Source organism: Vibrio rhizosphaerae, from assembly GCF_024347095.1.
GTDB classification, from domain to species: Bacteria; Pseudomonadota; Gammaproteobacteria; order Enterobacterales; family Vibrionaceae; genus Vibrio; species Vibrio rhizosphaerae.
Genome location: NZ_AP024903.1, coordinates 1,129,885 through 1,151,745, shown reverse-complemented (window position 1 = coordinate 1,151,745; position 21,861 = coordinate 1,129,885). Strand labels below are relative to the sequence as shown.

The 21,861-nt window shown below is 45.0% G+C and carries 22 protein-coding genes; 11 read left to right on the top strand and 11 right to left on the bottom strand.

Translation table 11 applies throughout. From position 1 onward, the window contains the following. Positions 1 to 11: 11 nt before the first annotated feature. Both nagC and asnB read left to right on the top strand, forming a co-directional pair. A complete protein-coding gene (gene nagC, locus OCV37_RS04970) occupies positions 12 to 1,232 on the top strand; it encodes a DNA-binding transcriptional regulator NagC (protein ID WP_038181917.1) in 1,221 nt (406 codons plus the stop codon). A gap of 267 nt (positions 1,233 to 1,499) precedes the next feature. Then, positions 1,500 to 3,164 carry an asparagine synthase B gene (gene asnB, locus OCV37_RS04965; protein ID WP_038181921.1) on the top strand — a complete coding sequence of 555 codons (1,665 nt, stop codon included), beginning with the start codon at positions 1,500 to 1,502 and terminating at the stop codon, positions 3,162 to 3,164. 112 nt (positions 3,165 to 3,276) lie between these two features. Here the strand turns inward: asnB and rfaH are convergent, their stop codons facing one another. From rfaH to htpG, 4 genes are all read right to left on the bottom strand, one after another. Beyond that, positions 3,277 to 3,768, bottom strand: a complete 492-nt coding sequence (rfaH, locus tag OCV37_RS04960; protein WP_038181924.1) for a transcription/translation regulatory transformer protein RfaH — start codon at positions 3,766 to 3,768, stop codon at positions 3,277 to 3,279. A 76-nt stretch (positions 3,769 to 3,844) separates the two neighbouring features. After that, the gene (gene hemH / locus OCV37_RS04955) at positions 3,845 to 4,819 is read right to left on the bottom strand and encodes a ferrochelatase (RefSeq protein ID WP_038181927.1); all 975 of its coding nucleotides are present in this window, start codon (positions 4,817 to 4,819) and stop codon (positions 3,845 to 3,847) included. 178 nt (positions 4,820 to 4,997) lie between these two features. Beyond that, positions 4,998 to 5,642 carry an adenylate kinase gene (gene adk / locus OCV37_RS04950; RefSeq protein ID WP_038181930.1) on the bottom strand — a complete coding sequence of 215 codons (645 nt, stop codon included), beginning with the start codon at positions 5,640 to 5,642 and terminating at the stop codon, positions 4,998 to 5,000. A gap of 315 nt (positions 5,643 to 5,957) precedes the next feature. Beyond that, entirely contained in the window at positions 5,958 to 7,862 is a 1,905-nt protein-coding gene (htpG, locus tag OCV37_RS04945) for a molecular chaperone HtpG (RefSeq protein ID WP_038181934.1), read from the bottom strand. Between the two features lie 264 nt (positions 7,863 to 8,126). On the opposite strand from htpG, the gene OCV37_RS04940 reads away from it, so the two are divergent. From OCV37_RS04940 to OCV37_RS04930, 3 genes are all read left to right on the top strand, one after another. Continuing rightward, positions 8,127 to 9,008 (top strand): transcriptional regulator, encoded by an 882-nt coding sequence (locus OCV37_RS04940; RefSeq protein WP_038181936.1) that lies wholly within the window; start codon positions 8,127 to 8,129, stop codon positions 9,006 to 9,008. Between the two features lie 5 nt (positions 9,009 to 9,013). Further along, entirely contained in the window at positions 9,014 to 9,529 is a 516-nt protein-coding gene (locus OCV37_RS04935) for a regulatory protein ToxS (RefSeq protein ID WP_038182707.1), read from the top strand. A 128-nt stretch (positions 9,530 to 9,657) separates the two neighbouring features. After that, entirely contained in the window at positions 9,658 to 9,885 is a 228-nt protein-coding gene (locus OCV37_RS04930; protein WP_245609134.1) for a SelT/SelW/SelH family protein, read from the top strand. A gap of 41 nt (positions 9,886 to 9,926) precedes the next feature. Here OCV37_RS04930 and OCV37_RS04925 read toward each other — a convergent pair whose 3' ends face one another. The 4 genes from OCV37_RS04925 to OCV37_RS04910 are packed head-to-tail and all read right to left on the bottom strand — an operon-like array spanning position 9,927 to position 12,205. Continuing rightward, complete coding sequence (locus OCV37_RS04925; protein ID WP_038181941.1) at positions 9,927 to 10,340, bottom strand: CBS domain-containing protein; 414 nt, start codon at positions 10,338 to 10,340, stop codon at positions 9,927 to 9,929. Further along, positions 10,337 to 10,687, bottom strand: coding sequence for a P-II family nitrogen regulator (locus OCV37_RS04920; RefSeq protein ID WP_038181943.1), 351 nt, complete (start codon positions 10,685 to 10,687; stop codon positions 10,337 to 10,339). The genes OCV37_RS04925 and OCV37_RS04920 overlap by 4 nt, the downstream gene beginning before the upstream one ends. Beyond that, complete coding sequence (locus OCV37_RS04915; RefSeq protein WP_038181945.1) at positions 10,677 to 11,474, bottom strand: DUF1538 domain-containing protein; 798 nt, start codon at positions 11,472 to 11,474, stop codon at positions 10,677 to 10,679. Before OCV37_RS04915 ends, OCV37_RS04920 begins: the two co-directional genes overlap by 11 nt. Further along, entirely contained in the window at positions 11,471 to 12,205 is a 735-nt protein-coding gene (locus OCV37_RS04910) for a DUF1538 domain-containing protein (protein WP_038181947.1), read from the bottom strand. Before OCV37_RS04910 ends, OCV37_RS04915 begins: the two co-directional genes overlap by 4 nt. Positions 12,206 to 12,535: 330 nt before the next feature. On the opposite strand from OCV37_RS04910, the gene OCV37_RS04905 reads away from it, so the two are divergent. The 3 genes from OCV37_RS04905 to OCV37_RS04895 all read left to right on the top strand — a co-directional run bounded on the left by OCV37_RS04905 (position 12,536) and on the right by OCV37_RS04895 (position 15,523). Next, on the top strand, positions 12,536 to 13,456 hold the full coding sequence (locus tag OCV37_RS04905) for a TIGR01777 family oxidoreductase (RefSeq protein ID WP_038181949.1): 921 nt from the start codon (positions 12,536 to 12,538) through the stop codon (positions 13,454 to 13,456). A 60-nt stretch (positions 13,457 to 13,516) separates the two neighbouring features. Then, on the top strand, positions 13,517 to 14,344 hold the full coding sequence (locus OCV37_RS04900) for an SDR family oxidoreductase (RefSeq protein WP_038181950.1): 828 nt from the start codon (positions 13,517 to 13,519) through the stop codon (positions 14,342 to 14,344). A 324-nt stretch (positions 14,345 to 14,668) separates the two neighbouring features. Beyond that, complete coding sequence (locus tag OCV37_RS04895) at positions 14,669 to 15,523, top strand: co-chaperone YbbN (protein WP_038181952.1); 855 nt, start codon at positions 14,669 to 14,671, stop codon at positions 15,521 to 15,523. A 78-nt stretch (positions 15,524 to 15,601) separates the two neighbouring features. Here the strand turns inward: OCV37_RS04895 and cueR are convergent, their stop codons facing one another. From cueR to zipA, 3 genes are all read right to left on the bottom strand, one after another. Next, complete coding sequence (cueR, locus tag OCV37_RS04890) at positions 15,602 to 16,003, bottom strand: Cu(I)-responsive transcriptional regulator (protein WP_038181954.1); 402 nt, start codon at positions 16,001 to 16,003, stop codon at positions 15,602 to 15,604. 53 nt (positions 16,004 to 16,056) lie between these two features. Continuing rightward, on the bottom strand, positions 16,057 to 18,075 hold the full coding sequence (gene ligA / locus OCV37_RS04885) for an NAD-dependent DNA ligase LigA (RefSeq protein ID WP_038181955.1): 2,019 nt from the start codon (positions 18,073 to 18,075) through the stop codon (positions 16,057 to 16,059). A gap of 100 nt (positions 18,076 to 18,175) precedes the next feature. Continuing rightward, a complete protein-coding gene (gene zipA / locus OCV37_RS04880; RefSeq protein ID WP_038181957.1) occupies positions 18,176 to 19,048 on the bottom strand; it encodes a cell division protein ZipA in 873 nt (290 codons plus the stop codon). A gap of 231 nt (positions 19,049 to 19,279) precedes the next feature. Here zipA and cysZ point away from each other — a divergent pair, with 231 nt between their 5' ends. From cysZ to OCV37_RS04865, 3 genes are all read left to right on the top strand, one after another. Next, complete coding sequence (gene cysZ, locus OCV37_RS04875; RefSeq protein WP_038181959.1) at positions 19,280 to 20,023, top strand: sulfate transporter CysZ; 744 nt, start codon at positions 19,280 to 19,282, stop codon at positions 20,021 to 20,023. A gap of 243 nt (positions 20,024 to 20,266) precedes the next feature. Beyond that, entirely contained in the window at positions 20,267 to 21,235 is a 969-nt protein-coding gene (gene cysK, locus OCV37_RS04870; RefSeq protein WP_038181960.1) for a cysteine synthase A, read from the top strand. Positions 21,236 to 21,466: 231 nt separating this feature from the next. After that, positions 21,467 to 21,724, top strand: a complete 258-nt coding sequence (locus OCV37_RS04865) for an HPr family phosphocarrier protein (RefSeq protein WP_021019443.1) — start codon at positions 21,467 to 21,469, stop codon at positions 21,722 to 21,724. The last annotated feature ends 137 nt before the right edge of the window (positions 21,725 to 21,861 follow it).

Sequence of the window (21,861 nt, the reverse complement as noted above, 5' to 3'; positions counted from 1 at the left end):
CAGCATAAGCAATGAATGATACGCAAAAAGGTAATGTAGATTTAGTCAAACAACTTAATAGTGCCGCTGTGTATCGGCTCATCGATCAACAGGGTCCGATTTCTCGAATTCAGGTTGCAGATATTAGTCAGTTAGCACCAGCCAGTGTCACTAAAATTACCCGTCAACTGCTGGAAAAAGGCCTCATTAAAGAAGTCGCCCAACAAGCATCGACCGGTGGTCGCCGGGCTATCTCACTGGAAACCGAGGTACTTCCTTTTCATTCCGTTGCAGTCAGATTGGGCCGAGACTACGTCCAGATCAGTCTTTATGATCTGGGTGGTAACGAAATAGTTTCCGATTATCATGAGTTTCAATATCTGCATCAAAAAGAACTCATCGAGGGCTTACTGCACTACATTCACCAATTCATCCGAGAAAAACAAACTTATATTCAACAATTAATTGCCATTGGTGTGGTTCTTCCCGGGCTGGTCAATCCAGAAACAGGGGTCGTTGAATATATGCACAATGTCGATGTTGATGAACTCGCGATGGGAGATATCATCAAAAATCACTTTGGCGTCGAGTGTTTTATCGGCAATGACATCCGAGGGCTTGCTCTCGCAGAACATTATTTCGGGTCAAGTCAGGATTGTCAGGATTCGATTTTAATTAGTGTCGGCCGTGGTACCGGGGCCGGGATGATTGTCAATGGCCGGATTTTCCTCGGGTTTAACCGCAACGTCGGGGAAATCGGTCATATTCAAATCGATCCCTTAGGCGCACAGTGTCAATGCGGTAATTTCGGTTGTCTGGAAACCGTCGCCTCTAACCCGGCAATTGTGAAACGGGTCAGACAATTTCTAGACCAGGGCTACCAGTCAACCCTGTCAGATTTAGATCAGATTACCATTAACGACATTTGCGAGCATGCCAATCAAGGCGATGAACTGGCACGTCAGACCTTGATAAAGGTCGGTGATCATTTAGGGAAAGCCGTCGCGATTACCGTGAACTTGTTTAATCCGCAAAAGATTATCATCGCCGGAGATATCACCACGGCGCAGGATCTGATTTTCCCGGCGATCGAACGTAATGTACAGAATCAATCTCTGAAAGCATTCTATAAAAATCTCCCGATTGTGGCCTCACAGGTTTATAAACAACCGCCGATTGCTGCTTTTGCCATGATTAAACGGGCAATGCTCAACGGTGTTCTACTCCAAAAGCTGCTCGAAGAGTCATCATAATATTGTTCAGTAAGGCAACCCGACGGGTTGCCTTACTCTATCCTTCCGACATCTCCCTAGCGTTTGATAATACATATCGACAGTTACATCTGAATAAAAATAAATCAAATCCGCTCCAAAATTAAATTTTATTTAATAAATAAAATTAAAATTAAAATTAAATTCACCACAAAACCAGTTTTAATGGAAATACACTGAACCAAGGGTTGTCTTTTTCAGAAAAAGTGGCACATTAGCATTCAAAGCAAAAATCATAAGGGAATGAGTATGTGTTCTATATTTGGCATCTTAGATATAAAAAGCGATGCATCGAAGCTACGTCCACTGGCACTGGAAATGTCCAAAAAACTCCGTCACCGTGGTCCGGACTGGTCTGGTATTTATACATCGGACCATGCAATTCTGGCGCATGAAAGACTGGCTATCGTTGGTCTGAATAGCGGCGCTCAACCAATCTATAGCCCGAATAAAAAGCATATACTCGCTGTCAACGGTGAAATCTATAACCATAAAGAAATCCGTGCCCGTTACGAAGATAAGTATGATTTCCAGACCGATTCTGATTGTGAGGTCATTCTTGCCCTTTATCAGGACATGGGTGCAGATTTACTCGAAGAACTTAACGGTATCTTCGCTTTCATCCTGTACGATGAAGAAAAAAACCAATATCTGGTCGGTCGTGACCACATCGGTATTATCCCACTCTATCAAGGCACCGATGAGCATGGAAACTACTATATTGCTTCCGAAATGAAAGCACTGGTTCCGGTTTGTAAAACCATTAGCGAATTCCCTCCGGGTTGTTATTACGGTTCATCCGATCAAGAACCGGTTCGCTACTACATGCGAGACTGGAACGACTATAGTGCCGTTGAAGAGAACATGACTGATAAAGAGCAGTTGACTCAAGCCTTGGAAGCCGCGGTCAAACGGCAACTTATGACTGACGTGCCTTACGGTGTCCTGCTGTCCGGAGGACTGGATTCATCGATCACTTCCGCAATCGCGAAACGCTTCGCTGCAATGCGGATTGAAGATGATGAGCAATCGGCAGCCTGGTGGCCTCAGTTGCACTCATTTGCAATTGGTCTGGAAGGTGCCCCCGATCTCAAAGCTGCCCGGGAAGTCGCAACAAAAATCGGCACAGTTCACCATGAGATGACTTATACCATTCAGGAAGGTCTGGATGCCATCCGCGATGTGATTTACCACATCGAAACATATGATGTGACCACGATTCGGGCATCCACACCGATGTTTTTGATGGGACGAAAAATCAAAGCCATGGGGATTAAAATGGTCCTTTCCGGTGAAGGTGCTGATGAAATTTTCGGGGGATATCTTTATTTCCATAAAGCCCCGAACGCGCGCGAGTTCCACGAAGAAACCGTTCGCAAACTACTGGCACTCAACATGTTTGACTGTGCCCGGGCTAACAAATCGCTGGCCGCGTGGGGTGTCGAGGGACGAGTCCCATTCTTGGATAAAGAGTTTATCGATGTGGCAATGCGTTTAAACCCGAAAGATAAGATGTGCGGCAACGGCAAAATGGAAAAACATATCTTACGTGAATGCTTTGAACACTATCTGCCTGATTCAATCGCCTGGCGGCAGAAAGAACAGTTTTCCGATGGGGTCGGCTACGGCTGGATTGATACTCTCAAAGCGGTCGCGGAAGAAAAAATCACCGATCAGCAAATGGAAACGGCACAGTTCCGCTTCCCTTACAATACACCGACAACCAAAGAAGGTTATGTATACCGGGAAATTTTTGAAGAACTGTTCCCACTTGAATCGGCAGCAAGATGTGTTCCGGGCGGACCATCGGTTGCCTGTTCATCGGCAAAAGCCATTGAATGGGATGAATCATTTAAAAACTGTATTGACCCATCCGGACGAGCAGTCAAGAACGTTCATCAGGAAGCTTACTAATTTCAGGGCTTGGGCTTCATTGGGAGTCAACGAAAAACAGCAGGAGAACATCCTGCTGTTTTTTTATGAGGGTAAGACTGACCTGCTTGAATGAGTTCTCATAAAAAATCGTCTAAGAAAACTCCAAATCTCGATTATCAAAGCTCATCGCAACGGTCTGGCTAATCATTTTCACCAACATGATCGAACGCATTTCTCCATCCGCTTCCTGATAAATGGCATCAATTCCGGCAAATTGCCCACCTTTCACCCGAACGACCTGCCCACGCTGTGGCATCCTCTGGAGAGACTGAGGGTTGGCTTCCAACGCTTTTAAGTGTTCGACCAACTCAGCACTCACTTCTTTAGGATGCTGCCCGAAACGGATAAAATCCGTCACACCTCTTGTTGAACGAACGGATACAAAGCTAGGGCCGACCTCATAATCAAAACAGACAAACATATAAGAAGGGAACAGCGGCTCAAGCAAGGTTTGTTTTTTCCCTCGCAGAATTTTCTCAACTTCAATCTCAGGGTAATAGCATTCAACGCCCTGATTCTCCAAATGGCATTTGGCCCGCTGCTGTTCTCCACGCTTACAATAAAGTAAATACCATTGCTTCATATTCTGATAACCACTTTTCGCTTTTACCTTATATAAACCCTAGCAATAGTTTGACAGAAGGTACATGGATAAAAACTCATTCAGGTTTATTTGTTGAATGTTTCACCAATTCAGCGAATAAAGATACATAGGTATCGGAATCGTTCAGACAACCAATGAAGTTGTAAACCTCTCCGCCGGCTTGGAGAAACGTCTCTTTACCCTCTTGTGCGATTTCTTCCAGCGTTTCCAGACAGTCCACCGCAAACGCCGGAGAAATAATATCCAGACTCTTCACACCGTTTTGGGGGAGGTTTTCTAATGTTTTATCGGTATAAGGCTGTAACCACGCTTCTTTACCAAAACGAGACTGATACGTCGTACCGATTTGATGCTCGTCTAACCCCAGTTCAGCCGCGAGAAGCCGGGTGGTTGCGACACAGTGCTGAGGATAAATATCGCCATTATCAGCATAGCGTTGCGGAATCCCATGATAGGAACAGAGCAGATAATCTCCCCGGCCATGCAGCGCCCAAGACTCACGGACTTTCTCAGCCAATGCTTTAATATAAAGGGGATGATGATAATGATCGCGGATGATACGAAGTTCAGGGACGACCGAAAATGACTTCAACGCATTGGCAACCGCATCATAAACCGCGGCTGTTGTTGTACCTGAATATTGAGGATAAAGCGGCAATACCGTGACAGATTCAACTTGCTGTGCCATTAAACGCTGCAATCCATCCCGAACACTGGGCTGGCCGTAAGTCATTCCGACTTCAACCGGCATATCAAGCAATTTTGCCAGTTTGTCACGCTGGCGCATTGAGTACACCATTAACGGAGACCCGCCATCCATCCAAATCTGTTGGTATAAACGCGCAACTTTCGGTGAACGGATCGGTAAAATGACACCATGTAATAATGGGCGCCAAACCCACGGAGAGAGATCAATAACACGCGAGTCAGAGAGGAATTCAGCCAAAAACGCTTTCACTGCAGCGGGTGTTGCTGCAGCCGGCGTTCCCAAATTAACTAATAGTACACCTTGTTTTTTTGCCGGATACATCACGTCAGATTTCACCTATTCAGTAAGACAATCTTCAAAAATGTTATGGGTCATACTCTATCACGATTTTTAACGAGCGCAGCGACTGGATAAAAAAAATCCAGCACCTCGAAAGTACTGGATTTTCTCCATCAAAATAGTCCGTTCTTCATGACTATCAGTCAGCAAGCGCCAAGGATCAACCTAATGCTTTTTCAATATCAGCGCTGACTTCGGCAACCTGTTTCGTCCCATCCAATTTCAGATAACGGGTCTTTCCTGCCGCCGCTTCTTTACTGTAGTAGTCAATCAGTGGTGCAGTCTGCTCATGATAAACGGCCAGACGAGAACGTACGGTTTCTTCTTTGTCGTCATCACGAATCACCAGTTCTTCACCGGTCACATCATCTTTTCCTTCAACTTTCGGCGGGTTATATACCACATGATAAGTCCGGCCTGAGGCCAGATGAGCACGGCGCCCAGCCATCCGTTCAACAATCACTTTATCGGCGACATCGAACTCAATCACGTAATCAATCTCAATCCCCATCGCTTTCAAACCATCCGCTTGAGGGATTGTCCGCGGGAAACCATCGAGCAAAAAGCCTTTTTCACAATCTGGCTGAGCGATCCGTTCTTGAATCAGTCCCAGAATAATATCATCAGAAACTAACTGACCAGCATCGATAACTGCTTTGGCTTGCTTACCAAGTTCAGTGCCGGCTTTAATTGCAGCACGAAGCATGTCACCGGTAGAAATTTGTGGAATCCCATATTTCTCCATAATGAACTGAGCTTGTGTCCCTTTACCTGCACCTGGAGCACCCAGAAGAATGATGCGCATGTTTAATCCTCTTTAGAAAATGATGAATTATACCGAAACTCACTGCATTCACGTTGTCACGGAAAGTTTCGGTATAAGCGTATAATTCAAGTCATCAGACCATTCAATAGGCGAGCAAAATACACGCCTTCCCTAAGACATTCAAGTCTGGAATTCTACCATAAGGATTCATTCTTTAACGTCGGATACGACTAAAGATGGAGAGATATCTAATGTTTTGTGCCAAATATGATACAAAATATCAAACATTTTCATCAAGTTACAGACGCGAAAAAAATAAGCCCGCGGTGCGGGCTTATTGGCATATTCACAACCTTATTGCACCTTAGTCAAGAGTCGGTTGACCGCGCTCAGGAATTGAGCAGGATCTTCCATTGAACCTCTTTCTGCCAGCATTGCCTGACCAAGCAGAATTTCGACCCAGCGACCAAACTGCTCTTCATCCGGTTCATCTGCCATTTTCTTAACCAGATCATGCTCGGGATTAAGCTCCAGAATATATTTCACTTCCGGCGCTGCCTGCCCTGCCGCTTCTAATAACTTCGCCATCTGTGTACCGATCTCATAATCATCGGTGACCACAACAGCAGGCGTAGAAGCAAGTTTAAAGGTGGTACGTACTTCTTTGACACGATCCCCTAAATAAGACTGTGTTCTTTCGACAACGGTTTTAAACGCTTCTTCAGTCTCTTTATGTTTTTCTTTCTCAGCTTCATCTTCAAACTGGCTCAAATCCAGTCCGGCCTTGGTGATAGACTGGAATTGTTTGCCGTCAAACTCAGTGAGATAGTTCATCAGCCATTCATCAATCCGGTCGTACATCAGAATGACTTCAATGCCTTTCGACTTAAACTGTTCTAAGTGAGGGCTATTTTTCGCTGCCGCATAGCTGTCTGCAGTCAGATAGTAGATCTTATCCTGACCTTCTTTCATCCGTTCAACATACGCTTTCAGCGCGACATTCTGCTCAGAACTTTCTGTATGTGTTGAGGCAAACCGCAACAAGCCGGCAATTTTCTCACGGTTTGAAAAATCTTCCGCAGGGCCTTCTTTCATCACCAGCCCGAATTCTTTCCAGAATGTCTGATATTTTTCTTCATCACTGGACATGCGATCCAGCATTGACAGGACACGTTTTGTACATGCACTACGCAGTGACTGAGTCACTTTATTATCCTGCAAAATTTCCCGGGATACGTTCAACGGCAAGTCATTTGAGTCGATCAAACCACGGACAAAACGCAGATAAGAAGGCATAAACTGCGCGGCATCATCCATAATAAACACACGCTGCACATAGAGCTTCAAGCCGCTTTTATGATCGCGGTTCATCATGTCCCACGGTGCTTTAGAAGGAATATACAGCAAGCTGGTATAGTCGTTCTTTCCTTCAACCTTGTTGTGGCTCCAGACAAGTGGATCAGCAAAATCATGAGACACATGCTTGTAAAACGCTTTGTACTCGTCTTCACTGATTTCGGATTTGGGTTGTGTCCATAGCGCTTCGGCTTTGTTTACTTTTTCCCACTCAGTTTCTCCGGTTTCCTTACCTTCTTCATCTGTTTTTACCGACTGAATATAAACCGGAATACCAATATGATCAGAATATTTGGAAACCAGTTCTTTCAAACGCCATTCAGATAAGAACTCTTCACCCTCTTCGCGCAAGTGCAGAATAATATCCGTACCACGACTCTCTTTATGAATCGTTTCCAGCGTATATTCGCCTTCGCCCTGAGAATGCCATAACACCCCTTCATCTGCCGAAAGGCTGGCATCACGAGTCCGGACCGTCACTGCATCAGCAACAATAAAAGCAGAATAAAAACCGACACCAAATTGACCGATTAACTGTGAATCCTTGACCTGTTCATCAGACAGCTTGGCAAAAAATTCTTTGGTACCCGATTTGGCAATCGTCCCAAGGTTATCAATCACACTGTCCCGGCTCATACCAATACCATTGTCTGATATCGTGAGCGTCTTCGCTTCTTTATCGAAAGACAGACGAACGGCAAGGTCAGCATCGCCTTGATATAGCTCTGGATTCGACAGCGCCTGAAAACGTAATTTATCAGCCGCATCAGATGCATTGGAGATCAATTCCCGTAGAAAGATCTCTTTATTTGAATAGAGAGAATGGATCATCAAGTTCAGCAATTGCTTAACTTCTGACTGAAAACCTCGAGTTTCTTTGTTGTTCGTAATCGTTTCGCTCATACTAGCTCCATGACTTCATGCATTCATACCGATTCATAAGGTATACAAATATTATTGCTTGCTAGTAAAATATGGGTCATGAAAGTGAATTCAAGGTTAGAGAATCTAAAAACAGTGTTTTTTTCTAAAAATTTTATTATCCTGTGCTCAAGAAATCTCAATATATCTAAATGGCACCAAGAAAACTTAACTCGCCCTTAACTCAGACATTGAGATAATCACTAGACAAATCGTCAGTATTCAATACATAAAAAGAAGACATTGATGAATACCATAAGCTCAAAGTTCATCCTGGCTGAACGTTTTACATTCGTTCCTAACAATAATTCGTTGGTCGATAAAGAAAATGATAATGAAACGATCCGGCTAGGCAGTAACGAAAGTAGAATTCTATTAATGCTTGCCCAGCATCCTAATGAGGTCATTCGTCGTAATGAACTCCATGATTTCGTATGGCGTAAGCAAGGTTTTGAAGTCGATGACTCCAGCCTCACACAAGCAATTTCAACGCTGAGAAAGATGCTCAATGACTCGACGAAGTCACCCCGGTATATTAAAACCGTTCCCAAACGTGGTTATCAGTTGATTGCGAGCGTCGAGCAACTTCCTACCGTCAGTCCGGCCACATCAGACAAAGATGAGCCTCAGGATCAGCCGGAAGAATTTTTGACACTTCAGGAAGAAGCATTGGTCGAATCTGCCCATGCTGTCGCTGAATTTGAAAAAAACTCACTCGACATATTGCCCGGCCAAGAAATACCAGCGACGACAAAATCGGTTTCTCAGAAAGCCAATTGGAAAACCAGACTATGTTTTCTGATTGCATTTATTTTGCCGATCACAGCGGTCATGTATCACGGCCCGACGCATTCTCAGTTTCGTAATTTAACGGTTATAGATGACATTCCGATTAATACCCCAAAAAATCATCCTGATTTGAGTTCATGGTTGCCATCTATTGAACTTTGCGTCAAAAAATACCGGGCAGCGCATTCGATGGATGCCCCGCCAAGTCAGGTGATCGCAACCAATGGTCAAGACAACAAAATGATATTGAACTATGTCTACCCAGTTGAACATAGTGACAAAAATGCCACGCTAAACATTGTTGTCAATCAAGAGGATCTCACGAAGGTATGCCAGTGAAAAAGATGAACCAACGTATTGCAATGCTTACCCTGCTTGCATCCATTGTTTTAAGTACTTGGTTATACTGGGGCAGCGATCTGAAACTCAAGCAACTACTGACATCAAGTGAGTGGCAGTCAAAAGTCGTCACCCTGATTGAAAGTAAAAATGAAGTTGCCTCTGTTGGACCGCTCCGTCGGGTTGATGTGCTCTCAAACGTAAAATATCTTCCGAATAAAACGTATATCCGTGTCTCCGTGATTCAGTTATATGCCAATGGGAAAGAACCGGAGAGTAAAATCGACATATCAGAAACCGGCACTTGGGCACTGAGTGAGAATTATCTGTTGATCTCCCCGACCGAGTTTAAGGATGTTTCTTCCAGCGAGAGTAAAGATTTTACCCCGAAGCAATTAAATCTGATCAAGCAGTTTTTTAAAATGGATGCCCAGCAGAGCAGACGTGTGGATGTCATTGACAGCAAAACGCTTCTGTTGACCAGTCTGAATCACGATTCAACGATCCTCTTTAAAAACTAAGTCTCAGGATTTTTGCTTTTTTTAGATGTATTTTTATATGATGGCATTCACCCCGTCATTCCTATTTGAGAGTGATATTCGTGCAAAAAATTAATATTCGAATTGTCTACTGCCGTCAATGTAACTGGATGCTGCGCGCCTCCTGGTTAGCGCAAGAGCTACTCCATACATTCAGCGAAGAGATCGAGCAAGTTGCACTCTGCCCGGATACCGGGGGACGTTTTGAAATTTTCTGTAACGATGTTCAGGTTTGGGAACGTCAGAAAGATCAGGGGTTTCCTGATGCAAAAACACTGAAGCAGCGCGTCCGGGATGTATTCGACCCCGAACGGAATCTAGGCCATATTGATCGATAGACTGCCCTCGGGCAGTCTCATATTCAGTGAATCAAAGCTCCCTACTCAAGATCGTCTTCTTCAAGCATCCCATTAACGACAATATTATTGTAGCTCACCATCCCAATCACTTTTCCATGTTCAATAACAGGTGCCCGACTGATACCAAAGCGCTCGAATAAACGGGCACAATATTTCACCTTCATATCAGGATCCACTGACAATGCAGGCTTGGTCATGATCTCATAAATATTGGTTCGCTTCGATGAACGGTTACTGGCAAGCACTTTTTTGGCAATATCATTCATCAATACAATCCCGAATTCATCATCATCGTGACGTTTATTGACAATCAAAGCTTTAATCTGTTGTTGCTTCGCAATACGAATCGCGTCATAGACTGTCATCAAACCATCAACAAGGGCGTAGGTATCCGTCATCACATCACGGACTCTCACGCTATCATGCCTATTCATAATTCATCCTCAACGTATTTGGTTAACTTTTCAACCTGATGAGAGATGCCAACGACATCTTCAATATCAATCTGAAAGGCAATTCCCTGCCCCGATTCCGTTTCAAATTCTCCGACCTCATTAATCGTTTCCAAAATCTGACGAGACAAGTGCTCTTCAACCACAAAAAGCACCATATCCTTCTGTACTTCTAATGTCAGGCCGAAAAAGGTGGTTTTCTGATTGAGGCCTTCTCCTCTGGCATTATTGATTACGGTCGCGCCTGTCGCTCCTGCTTTTCTGGCGGCGTCTAATACTTTGTCTGTTTTGCTATCTTCAACAAAGGCAACAATTAATTTAAAGCGCATTGTCTTTTTTCTCCATCAGAGAACGTTTACGGTTCAACCACTGTGTCACTTGCGCATATCCCATGACCGATATCATGGGAAAAAGGCTCGCAAATGCGATCAAACCAAATCCATCGATCAACGGACTCCGCCCCGGAACCGTTGATGCAAGTCCTAACCCCAGCGCAGTAACCACTGGCACAGTGACCGTTGATGTGGTGACGCCTCCGGAATCATAAGCTAAAGGGACAATCATTTTGGGTGCATAAAATGTCTGAATCACCACCAACACATAACCAATAATGATGTAATAGTGCAGCGGATCACCCACGACAATTCGGTAACACCCCAACGTAATACCGAATGCCACACCTAAAGCAACCGCGACCCTCAAACCATTGACACCAATAGAACCCCCAGATACTTTATTCGCTTTGATCGCAACGGCAATCAAAGACGGTTCAGCGATCGTCGTACTAAATCCAATACAGAATGCAAAAAGATAAACCCAATAGTAATTGATCCAATGTTGTGGGTCTGCGTCATTGAGGCGAACCTGAGCAAGAAATGAGGGCGCGGTCAACTGTTGTGCCATCATTTCTCCCAATGGAAACAGTGCCGCGTCTAACCCCATCAGGAAAAAAGTAAGCCCCAGAATCACATATCCGAATCCCAGAATCACATGGGACAGACGCGCAACAGGCTTGCGCAATATAACCAACTGAAACACAAATAAAATGACCGCAATCGGTAAGACATCCTGAATGGTGGTCCATAGAACCTGAACAAAGTGGGCAATGGTTATCATGTGATTGTCATCCCAAAAATCATGACAAAAATCATCGGAAGTAAGGATGCAAACGCAATCAGTCCAAATCCATCTACCATTGGATTTCGCCCTTTAATCGAAGAGGCCAGTCCAACCCCTAATGCAGTTACCAGAGGAACCGTAATTGTCGATGTAGTCACACCACCAGAATCATAAGCAATCCCGATAATGGTTTCAGGTGCGAAGATCGTCAGAATCATGACACACGTGTAACCCAAAATAATCATCAAATGAATCGACCATCCCTTTAGGATTCTCAAAACCCCTAAAACGATGGCAAAACCAACCGACAGAGCCACTGTCAACCGCAATCCCATGGTATAGTCGTTCATCGATTGCTTTGTCATCTCAATCACACCACCGGAGGCCGCAATTTTTGCAGCCTCGGTTGCAACAGCAGTTAAAGCTGGCTCAGCTATTGTGGTCCCAAATCCCAAGCAAAAAGCAAATCCTAACAGCCCCAGTAAGCTCCCTTTTTTGGCAAATGCCTGTGCCATGCTTTCACCAATCGGAAATAATCCCATTTCTAGACCAAAAATAAAAAACGTCAATCCGAGCACAACGAGTAACAATCCCCCCAAAATTGAAATCAAGTCCGGGAGAGGTTGTTGCAAAATGATCAACTGAAAAAATGCAATGACCAAAATAATCGGGAGTAGATCTTTAAAACTTCCCAGCATTACCTTGAGTAACGCGATGAATGCTTTCATTTCTCCTCACTTGAGCCAAACTGAACCCTCATCCGAGAGAGGAAAAGGTTTTTGTGACAAGTCGCTTCAACGATCTGAATCGTATGGAACAACTTGATTATATGATGACAGATCCGGACAGGATTGCGCGTGACTTTGCTAAATTCATCAATTAAAACCAAGAATGAATCACAAAAAATATAACATGAACACCACACTGGCACCGTGTCCCTACTTTCTGAAAACATTTATGATTATGCTATATATGATGAAATGTTATGAATGAAACCAACGGATAGAATCACCTCAAACCGTAACAAGTCTATTTGGGCAATATAAAATGGGTAGGATATGAAAATACTTATCACCGGCGGTACAGGACTCATCGGCAGTGAATTGATCAAGCAGCTTATCGCCCATGAACATGAAATTGTTGTCTTGACTCGCTCAGAGAAACGCTCCCGGGAAAAGCTCAACCATCTTACCCATGATCCACTCGAATTGATCACGAGCTTAGATAGCTGTCATGATCTCAATCATTTCGATGCAGTCGTAAACCTCGCAGGAGAACCGATTGCCGATCGCCGATGGACAGACGCTCAGAAACAAATCATTTGCCAGAGCCGCTGGCAAATAACCGAAAAGCTTGTTGAGCTGATTCATGCCAGTTCATCCCCGCCATCAGTGTTCATCAGTGGTTCTGCGGTTGGCTTCTACGGTGATCAGCAAGAACACCCGATTGATGAAAATCTTCAGGTGCAAAGTCATGAGTTCTCTCACTCGGTGTGTACTACCTGGGAAAATATTGCCAAAAAAGCTGAATCTGAAAACACCAGAGTTTGCCTGCTCAGGACTGGCGTGGTTTTATCACCGGACGGTGGCGCATTACAAAAAATGCTGCTGCCTTATCGGTTCGGTTGCGGTGGCCCAATCGGCTCGGGCAAGCAGTATCTTCCGTGGATTCACATCCATGATATGGTTCAGGCAATTGTGTTTTTATTAACAACCACTTATGCTCACGGGCCTTTCAATCTTTGTGCGCCTCATCCGGTCCCCAATAAGACCTTCAGTAAAACACTCGCAAAAACATTGCACAAACCCCATTTTATGGCGGTTCCAGCGTGGGTCATCCGTCTGATAATGGGCGAATCTGCCGCTCTCTTGCTTGACAGCACTCGTGCGAAGCCGAAAAAATTAACCGAGCTGGGGTTTGAATTTCAATACTCTCATCTGGAACCGGCACTCAAACAAATTGTGCAGGCATTGCCGTAAATCCCATCGGATGATCAACCCATCGATAAACGGCATACTCGCCTATCAACGAGGAAACGAATGACAAAAACAATACTTATTACCGGATGCTCATCGGGTATCGGCTACGTCACTGCTCATGCTTTACATCAAAAGGGCTATCAAGTCATCGCCTCATGCCGACACATTGCAGATGTCCAACGACTTCAAAATGAAGGTCTGACCGCCATCCATCTCGATGTGACCAATCCGGCAATCATTGATGCAGCAATCGAACAAGTCATGTCACTAACCAACCACCGTCTCGATGCGTTGTTTAATAACGGTGCTTATGGTCAACCCGGCGCACTGGAAGATTTACCCACTCAGGCCATGCGAGAGCAATTCGAAACAAATTTTTTTGGCTGGCATGATCTCACCACCAAACTGCTCCCTCAATTCCGACGTCAGGGGCACGGCAGAATTATTCAGAATAGCTCTGTACTGGGATTTGCTGCGATGAAATATCGCGGTGCCTATAATGCTTCAAAATTTGCGATTGAAGGCTGGAGTGACACGCTGCGTCTTGAACTAAGACAGACCGACATTCATATCAGTATTCTCGAACCCGGGCCGATAGAGACAAACTTTCGTGAAAATGCGCTGGCGGCATTCTTACGTTGGGTATCGCCACACAGCAGTGTTCATGCACAAGCCTATCAACAGCAGATTGAGCGCTTGAATCAAGAAAAATCGAATAATCAGTTCACACTACCACCAGAAGACTGTCTGCCTGCGATTCTTCATGCTTTGGAGAGCCCTACCCCGAAAATCCGCTATCGCATTACCAGACCCACACAAGTTTTTGCCGTCCTTAAACGTCTGCTGCCCACTCGCTGGCTGGACGCTATTCTCAACAAAGCCGCTTAGCGGCCTGAGAATCAAAAATAGAGGAAGGCTGTCATGATTGTTTCATAATCGCCTTCTAATATGCTCATTATTCTCGACCGAGAATACCAATCTTCTGGAACAGGTAAAAATGAGTCTCAATCAGCTAAACTGGCTAAGTATTTGTGTTATCGTTATTTTTTTCATTATATTCTAATCATGCCCCTTCGGGTAAAACACCTCAAATCTCTCAGGCTCAGCGGTGACTGCCACATATTTATGACTGGATATACTCACTTCACTTGATTTTTAGCAACCCGCCCACACTTATAACCTATCGTCCATTGAATTCAGGAAGTTCACCGTATGCATACACCACTTCACGTTGATGTCACCCAAGAAAATATCAGAGAGTTATTAGAAGGCTCTTTTTCTGCACCGATCCTATTTTATTTTTGGGCACCGATGGACGAATCCAGTGCGGCGCTAATCCAACCGTTACAGGGATTAGCACAGAAATATCAAGGAGCCTTTACACTTGCCTTACTGAATTGTCAGGAAGAACAAGCGATCGCGGCACAGTTTGGCATTCAGTCGCTCCCAACCCTGGCGCTCTTCTCTCAGGGCCGCCCGGTTGATGGATTGGGTGGACCACAGACCATCGAGTCCGTGACGGCCATGCTTGAAAAACACCTTCCCAGCCAAGATGAAATGAATTTGCAACAAGCAATGACACTCATAGAACAGCAAGAATATGTTCAGGCGCTGGCGTTGTTACAAGCTCTCCCTGAAACGCTCAAAAATAAAGGCGAAGTCAAACTGGCTCTAGCAAACTGCTTGTTGGAAACCCAGCAATTTGAAGCAGCAGAAGCACTCTTACAACATATTCCGTTAGAATATCAGGATAACGAATACAAAGGTTTGCTCGCAAAATTAGAGTTACATCATCAAGCGTCCAATAGCCCGGAAGTTGTTGCGCTGGAAGAAGCATTGCAGCGTTCGCCACAAGATATGAAAATCGCTTGTGAACTTGCCGCACAGTACCATCAGGTGCAGCGAAACGAAGAAGCATTGACGATACTCTGGTCATTTCTGAGTACCGACCTCAACGCACACGATGGGGAAATGAAAAAGATATTCATGGATATTCTAAGTGCACTGGGTCAGGGCAATCCATTGGCGAGTCAGTATCGTCGCAAACTCTATTCTTTACTCTACTGATATCGGGTTCAACGGTTCGCTCAGTTGACCAACGCATGAACCATCAGTCATTACACGCATGGTTCATCAATGAATCGTTCACAGATGCGATGACTGCCCCTTTAAATCATCAATGATCGGGCAGTCGCTATTATCATCACCGGGACATTCAGCAATCCATTGTTCCAGCTGAGACTGAATGAGCTGTAACTCATTCAGCTTACGCGTGACTTGAGTGAGCTTTTTCCGCGCTTCCGCTTTGACCGCACAACTTTTACGACTCGGATCATTGGCCAGATGGACCAGTAATTTACACTCTTCCAGATTGAAACCAACCCTTTTGGCCCGGGCGATCAGCAGTAAATCATCAATGTGCGACCGCTGATAAACCCGATAACCATTCTCCCCACGTAGCGGTGGTGATAATATCCCTTTTTCTTCATAAAGGCGGATTGATTTGGCCGTCAAGCCTGTCAGTTTTGACACTTCACTGATATTCACCGAGACCTCCCGATGCCGTAGCATTTAAATCAACGACGGATACATGAATATGATCAGGAGATTGAGGCCATCAAGGCCATGAGATCTTGCTCTGATTTCACCTCGATCCCCAACTCCTGCGCTTTGGTCAGTTTAGAACCTGCATTGTCACCTGCAAATAACATATCGGTATTTTTAGATACGCTACCTGTGACCTTTGCGCCCAGCGATTCAAGCGCTGCTTTGGCATCCTGACGGGATAACTCGGTCAGCGTACCGGTCAGAACCACGGTTTTCCCAGCCAATGGTAAAGCATCCGGTGCTTCAGCGACGGTCATCTCCGGCCATGTAATTCCCATATCCAACAGATCATCAACGACATGCTGATTCTTCTCTTCTGAGAAAAATGCAATGATATGACTCGCAACAATCGATCCGATATCGTTCACTTCAATCAAGGACTCGTGCGTCGCATGGCGGACATTTTCCAAGGTGAGGAAATGCTTTGCTAAATTGCTGGCCGTCGCTTCACCGACTTCACGAATCCCCAGAGCATATAAAAAACGAGGTAAGGTGGTTGATTTCGATTGCTGTAACGCTTGCACAACATTTTGTGCCGACTTCGGCCCCATCCGTTCCAGTATTGTTAATTGACCCGCAGAAAGACGATATAAATCAGCCGGTGTTTTGATCAGCTCTTTATCCACCAGCTGCTCAATCACCTTATCTCCCAAACCATCGACATCCATCGCTTTTCGAGAAACAAAATGCTTCAGCGCTTCTTTGCGTTGAGCCTGACACACCAATCCACCGGTACAGCGGGCAACGGCCTCCCCTTCAACCCGCTCAATATCTGAATGACAAATCGGACAATGAGACGGGAACACAATTTCCCGACAGTCGTCAGGCCGCTGTTCCATGACCACGGAAACAATTTGTGGAATAACATCGCCAGCACGACGAATTACCACTGTATCACCGATACGAACGCCTAATCGTTCGATTTCATCAGCATTATGTAAGGTGGCATTACTCACCGTTACGCCACCGACGAATACGGGTTCCAGTTTTGCAACCGGTGTAATCGCCCCCGTTCTGCCGACCTGAAATTCAACATCTTTCAGGCGAGTCATTTCTTCTTGGGCTGGAAACTTATAAGCAATCGCCCAACGAGGCGCTTTTGAGATAAATCCGAGCTGTTCCTGCAACCCAAGATCATCAACCTTAATCACGACCCCGTCAATTTCATACGCAAGGTCTTCCCGACGCTGTAAAATATCCTGATAGTACATCTTCACCATATCCAGATTGGCGACCTGAACTGTTTCAGGACACATCGGCAGCCCCCACTGTTTTAACTGAGTCAGCCGCTCATAGTGTGAGGATGCCAGCGTTGTCCCTTCAATCACGCCAATGCCATAAGCGTAAAAGCTCAGCGGGCGTTTTGCCGTAATCCTTGAGTCAAGCTGTCTCAGGCTGCCGGCAGCCGCATTTCTGGGATTGACGAAGGTCTTTTCGCCTTTCTTGATTGCCGCTTCATTGAGTGCGGCAAATCCCGCTTTAGGCATAAACACTTCACCACGCACTTCAATACGAGCCGGCCAGTCATCCCCCCTGAGCTTTAACGGAATGGCACGAATCGTTTTCACATTCTCAGTGATATTTTCGCCTGTGGTTCCGTCCCCCCGGGTAGCTGCGCGCACCAAAACACCATTCTCGTAAAGCAGACTCACGGCCAGACCATCTAATTTCGGTTCACAACAGAACAGTGCAATACGCTGTCCGGCTAAACGCTCATTCATCCGCCGGGAAAAACTGTCCAACTCTTGATCGTCAAAAGCATTATCTAACGACAGCATCGGGAGCTCATGTTGAACGGTTGCAAATCCATCGAGCGGCATCCCACCGACACGCTGCGACGGAGAATCCGGAGAAATCAACTCGGGATTGGCTTGCTCCAACGCGATGAGTTCTCTCATCAAACGGTCATATTCTGCGTCAGGAATCGATGGATTATCTTCAACGTAATATAAGATTGAGTGATGGTGGAGCGTATCCCGCAATTCTTGAATTTTCTGTTCTATGGTCTGCATGTTTACTTCTCGGATTCATGAAAAAAGGCTCCCTGCCGGAGCCTCCTCATCAGATACTCAAACAACAACATCAAATTATTGTTTGGGTATCTCTATATAATTAAACTGCTTGGGCTTTGAATGCCTGAATCTGACGCCGATAATCGGCCAGTTTGTCCGGGGTCATCAACAAGCGTTGATCATCAAGAACATTACCGCCTAAATCATCCGCAATTTGCTGTGCTGTTTTCAGCATCAACTTAAAATTCTGTTCCGGGTCACCATAACAAGGAAGAGTCATAAAAAATGAAATGCCCTTGGTGGTAAATTCATTCGGATCATCATGCTTTAACGTGCCAGGTTGCATAATATTGGCAACGCTAAACAACACTTTGCCTGTTCCTGACAAATCAGCATGTCGATGATAAATGTCCATTTCACCATAGAGCAAACCATTTTGTTGCAAGCTATCAAACAGCTTGGTACCAACAAAAGACTCGCTACCGGCACAATGCACATTCAAAACAATCACCTGATAATCCGGCGCTGCATCGCTGTCAGGTTGTTGTTGCGCAGATTCACGGGGCTCAATCTCTTGGTGCTGATTCAATTCAACCGCCATTTCCGCGTCATTCTCAGCTTCAATTTCAGCGATAGTCTGGTGTTCCAAATCATATGACCGGCTCTCGTCTTCAGAACCGTATCCGGAAAATAGCGGATCGACTTTATCATGATGCGAGTAATCATCGACGAATGGATCCGTCATATTGTCGTCCAGTGAAAAGTCCGGTTCCTTCCGCGATTTTTTGGGCTCACTCTCCTGCTGAAAAGCTCGGGTATGTTTTACAGATGATGCTTCTTCCTCTATTTTGCCTAACGGCTTATCTCCAAATTTCGATTTACTCTCTTTCCGGCTGGTCAACAGCCCATGAAAAAGTAATGCGGCGATGGCGAGTGCGCCAACGATGATGAGTACGAATCGCAATTCTTGCATCTTTAACTCTCAGTCTTCCCGATAACTTGCTTCTGAACAGAATCGCTTAAGTAAGAAGTCATGCTCAGAGATTCTCTCCACTGATCCACACACTTTAGCAAAAGTCGCCCCTACATTTGAACAAATTAATGTTAGAACTGCGGGATTTTTCTGACTTTCATTCTATATTAGGTCAGTTAGAATACCTGCAAACCCCTCACTTTCTTTTCAACCACAACACAGGGAAACAGAATGACGTTAAAGAAACGTTCAGGATTCGGCTATTTCTTCTTCGGTTTGCAACTGGCGGTCACCCCCGGGATCAGAAGATTTGTGATACTTCCTTTGCTGGCAAATGTGCTATTGCTCGGCGGTGCTCTCTATTATGTGTTTACGCAGATGGGAAACTGGCTTGATCACCTGATGTCTTATGTACCTGACTTTCTGTCATGGCTGAACTACATCATTTGGCCGCTGGCTGTTCTGTCGATACTTTTTGTAACGATGTATTTCTTCAGTGCAATTGCCAATATTATTGCTTCCCCATTCAATGGCTTGTTGGCTGAGAAAGTTGAAAAGCTGCTTGATGGCCATTCCGTAGACAATGAAGGTCTCTGGAGCTTTGTCAAAGATATCCCGCGGGTCTTTGCCCGGGAATGGCGCAAACTACGCTATACCATTCCCAAAATGATTGGCCTGTTTATTCTGCTGCTGATTCCCGGAATAGGACAAACCATTGGTCCATTGGTCTGGTTCATTTTCACGGCTTGGATGCTCGCAATTCAGTACTGTGACTATCCTTTTGATAACCACAAGGTCAACTTCAATACCATGCGGATGCAACTAAAAGGTAAGCAAGGGCGTGCTTATGGCTTTGGTATGCTGGTCACGCTATTTACGACCATCCCGATCATCAACTTAATCGTCATGCCAGCCGCTGTCTGTGGCGCAACGGCCATGTGGGTCAACGAATTTAAAGCCGAAACGCTCAAATAACAAGTATGGAAAAACAGAGTAACGGAAAAACGTTGCTCTGGTAACATGGTTCGGTGAGAAGAACACAGACAAGAGATTAGCCCGAATGATGACTGGTATCGTAAAGTTCAATAACCCCTATAAGATATAACTTTTTAATCCTTTCATCAGATTAACGGACATCCTATGCTCTACAGGTCCCCACAAAAAACGTGTTTTCTCTCAATAAAACGACACGAAAATGTGCAATAAAGGAATATAACAATGAGTAAGATTTTCGAAGACAATTCTCTGACCATTGGTAACACCCCACTTGTCCGTCTGAACAAAGTTAGTCAGGGTAACGTACTCGCTAAGATAGAATCCCGTAACCCAAGTTTCAGTGTGAAGTGCCGTATCGGTGCAAACATGATTTGGGAAGCAGAAAAATCCGGCAAACTCAAACCCGGCGTTGAGCTTGTTGAACCCACCAGCGGTAATACCGGTATTGCACTCGCGTTTGTCGCTGCTGCCCGTGGCTACAAACTCACCCTGACAATGCCGGAGTCAATGAGTTTAGAGCGTCGCAAGCTGCTCAAAGCACTGGGAGCAAATCTGGAGTTGACAGAAGCTGCCAAAGGGATGAAAGGCGCCATCAATAAAGCTGAAGAGATTGTTGCCAGTAACCCAGACAAATACCTGCTGCTGCAACAGTTTGATAACCCGGCCAACCCGCAGATCCATGAAAAAACGACAGGCCCGGAAATCTGGGATGCCACAGATGGTGAGGTAGATGTCTTTGTTGCTGGTGTCGGTACAGGTGGTACATTGACAGGAACCAGCCGCTACATCAAAGGAGAGAAAGGCAAAGCAATTATCTCCGTGGCTGTTGAACCGGATGAATCCCCCGTCATTACGCAAGCTTTAGCTGGCGAAGAAATCAAACCGGCTCCCCATAAAATTCAGGGTATCGGTGCCGGATTTATCCCGGGTAACCTCGATTTATCGCTGATTGACCGTGTGGAACGCGTCACTTCAGAAGATGCCATTAATATGGCGCGTCGCCTGATGGAGGAAGAAGGGATTCTCGCTGGTATCTCTTCCGGTGCAGCTGTCGTTGCCGCGAACCGCCTGGCTGAACTTCCTGAATTTAAAGGAAAAACAATCGTTGTTATTCTACCAAGTTCCGGTGAACGTTATCTCAGTACCGCACTTTTTGCAGGGATATTTACAGAGAAAGAGAACCAGCAATAATATGTGGTGAAATCAATTTTTCTATGAAAAAAGCCCCTAATTGGGGCTTTTTTGTTGATCCTTGCCCAACCTTTGGTAATATCAGACTTGCTTTATTTTTAGGTTCGAAATAAAGAACACAAGAAGCACTATGTTATCTCCACATCGCAAACTAGCGTAATGAGGTAGCAACAGCTAAGCTTCATTTGGTTCTAAACTAAGAAAAAAATAAATTAAATTGGGGTATATACAATGTACGAGAAGCAAGTAGAAATCACTGCTGAAAACGGCCTTCACACTCGTCCTGCTGCACAGTTTGTGAAAGAAGCAAAAGAATTTGATGCTGAAATCACCGTCACTTCAAACGGAAAAAGTGCCAGTGCGAAAAGCCTATTCAAACTACAAACACTCGGCCTTGTCAAAGGTACTGTTGTTACCATCTCTGCCGAAGGTGCTCAAGCGAAGCAAGCTGTTGATCACCTAGTTGCTTTGATGGATCACCTTGAATAATTCGAAGCACTGAATTTTGAAGCCATTTTACTATCATTGTAGAATGGCTTTTGTTCATGATATATGACAAATGCTAACAATATGGTTAGCATTTGATTTTGTAATCTCTCAATAATATTGACCAGTTTAAGGTATGG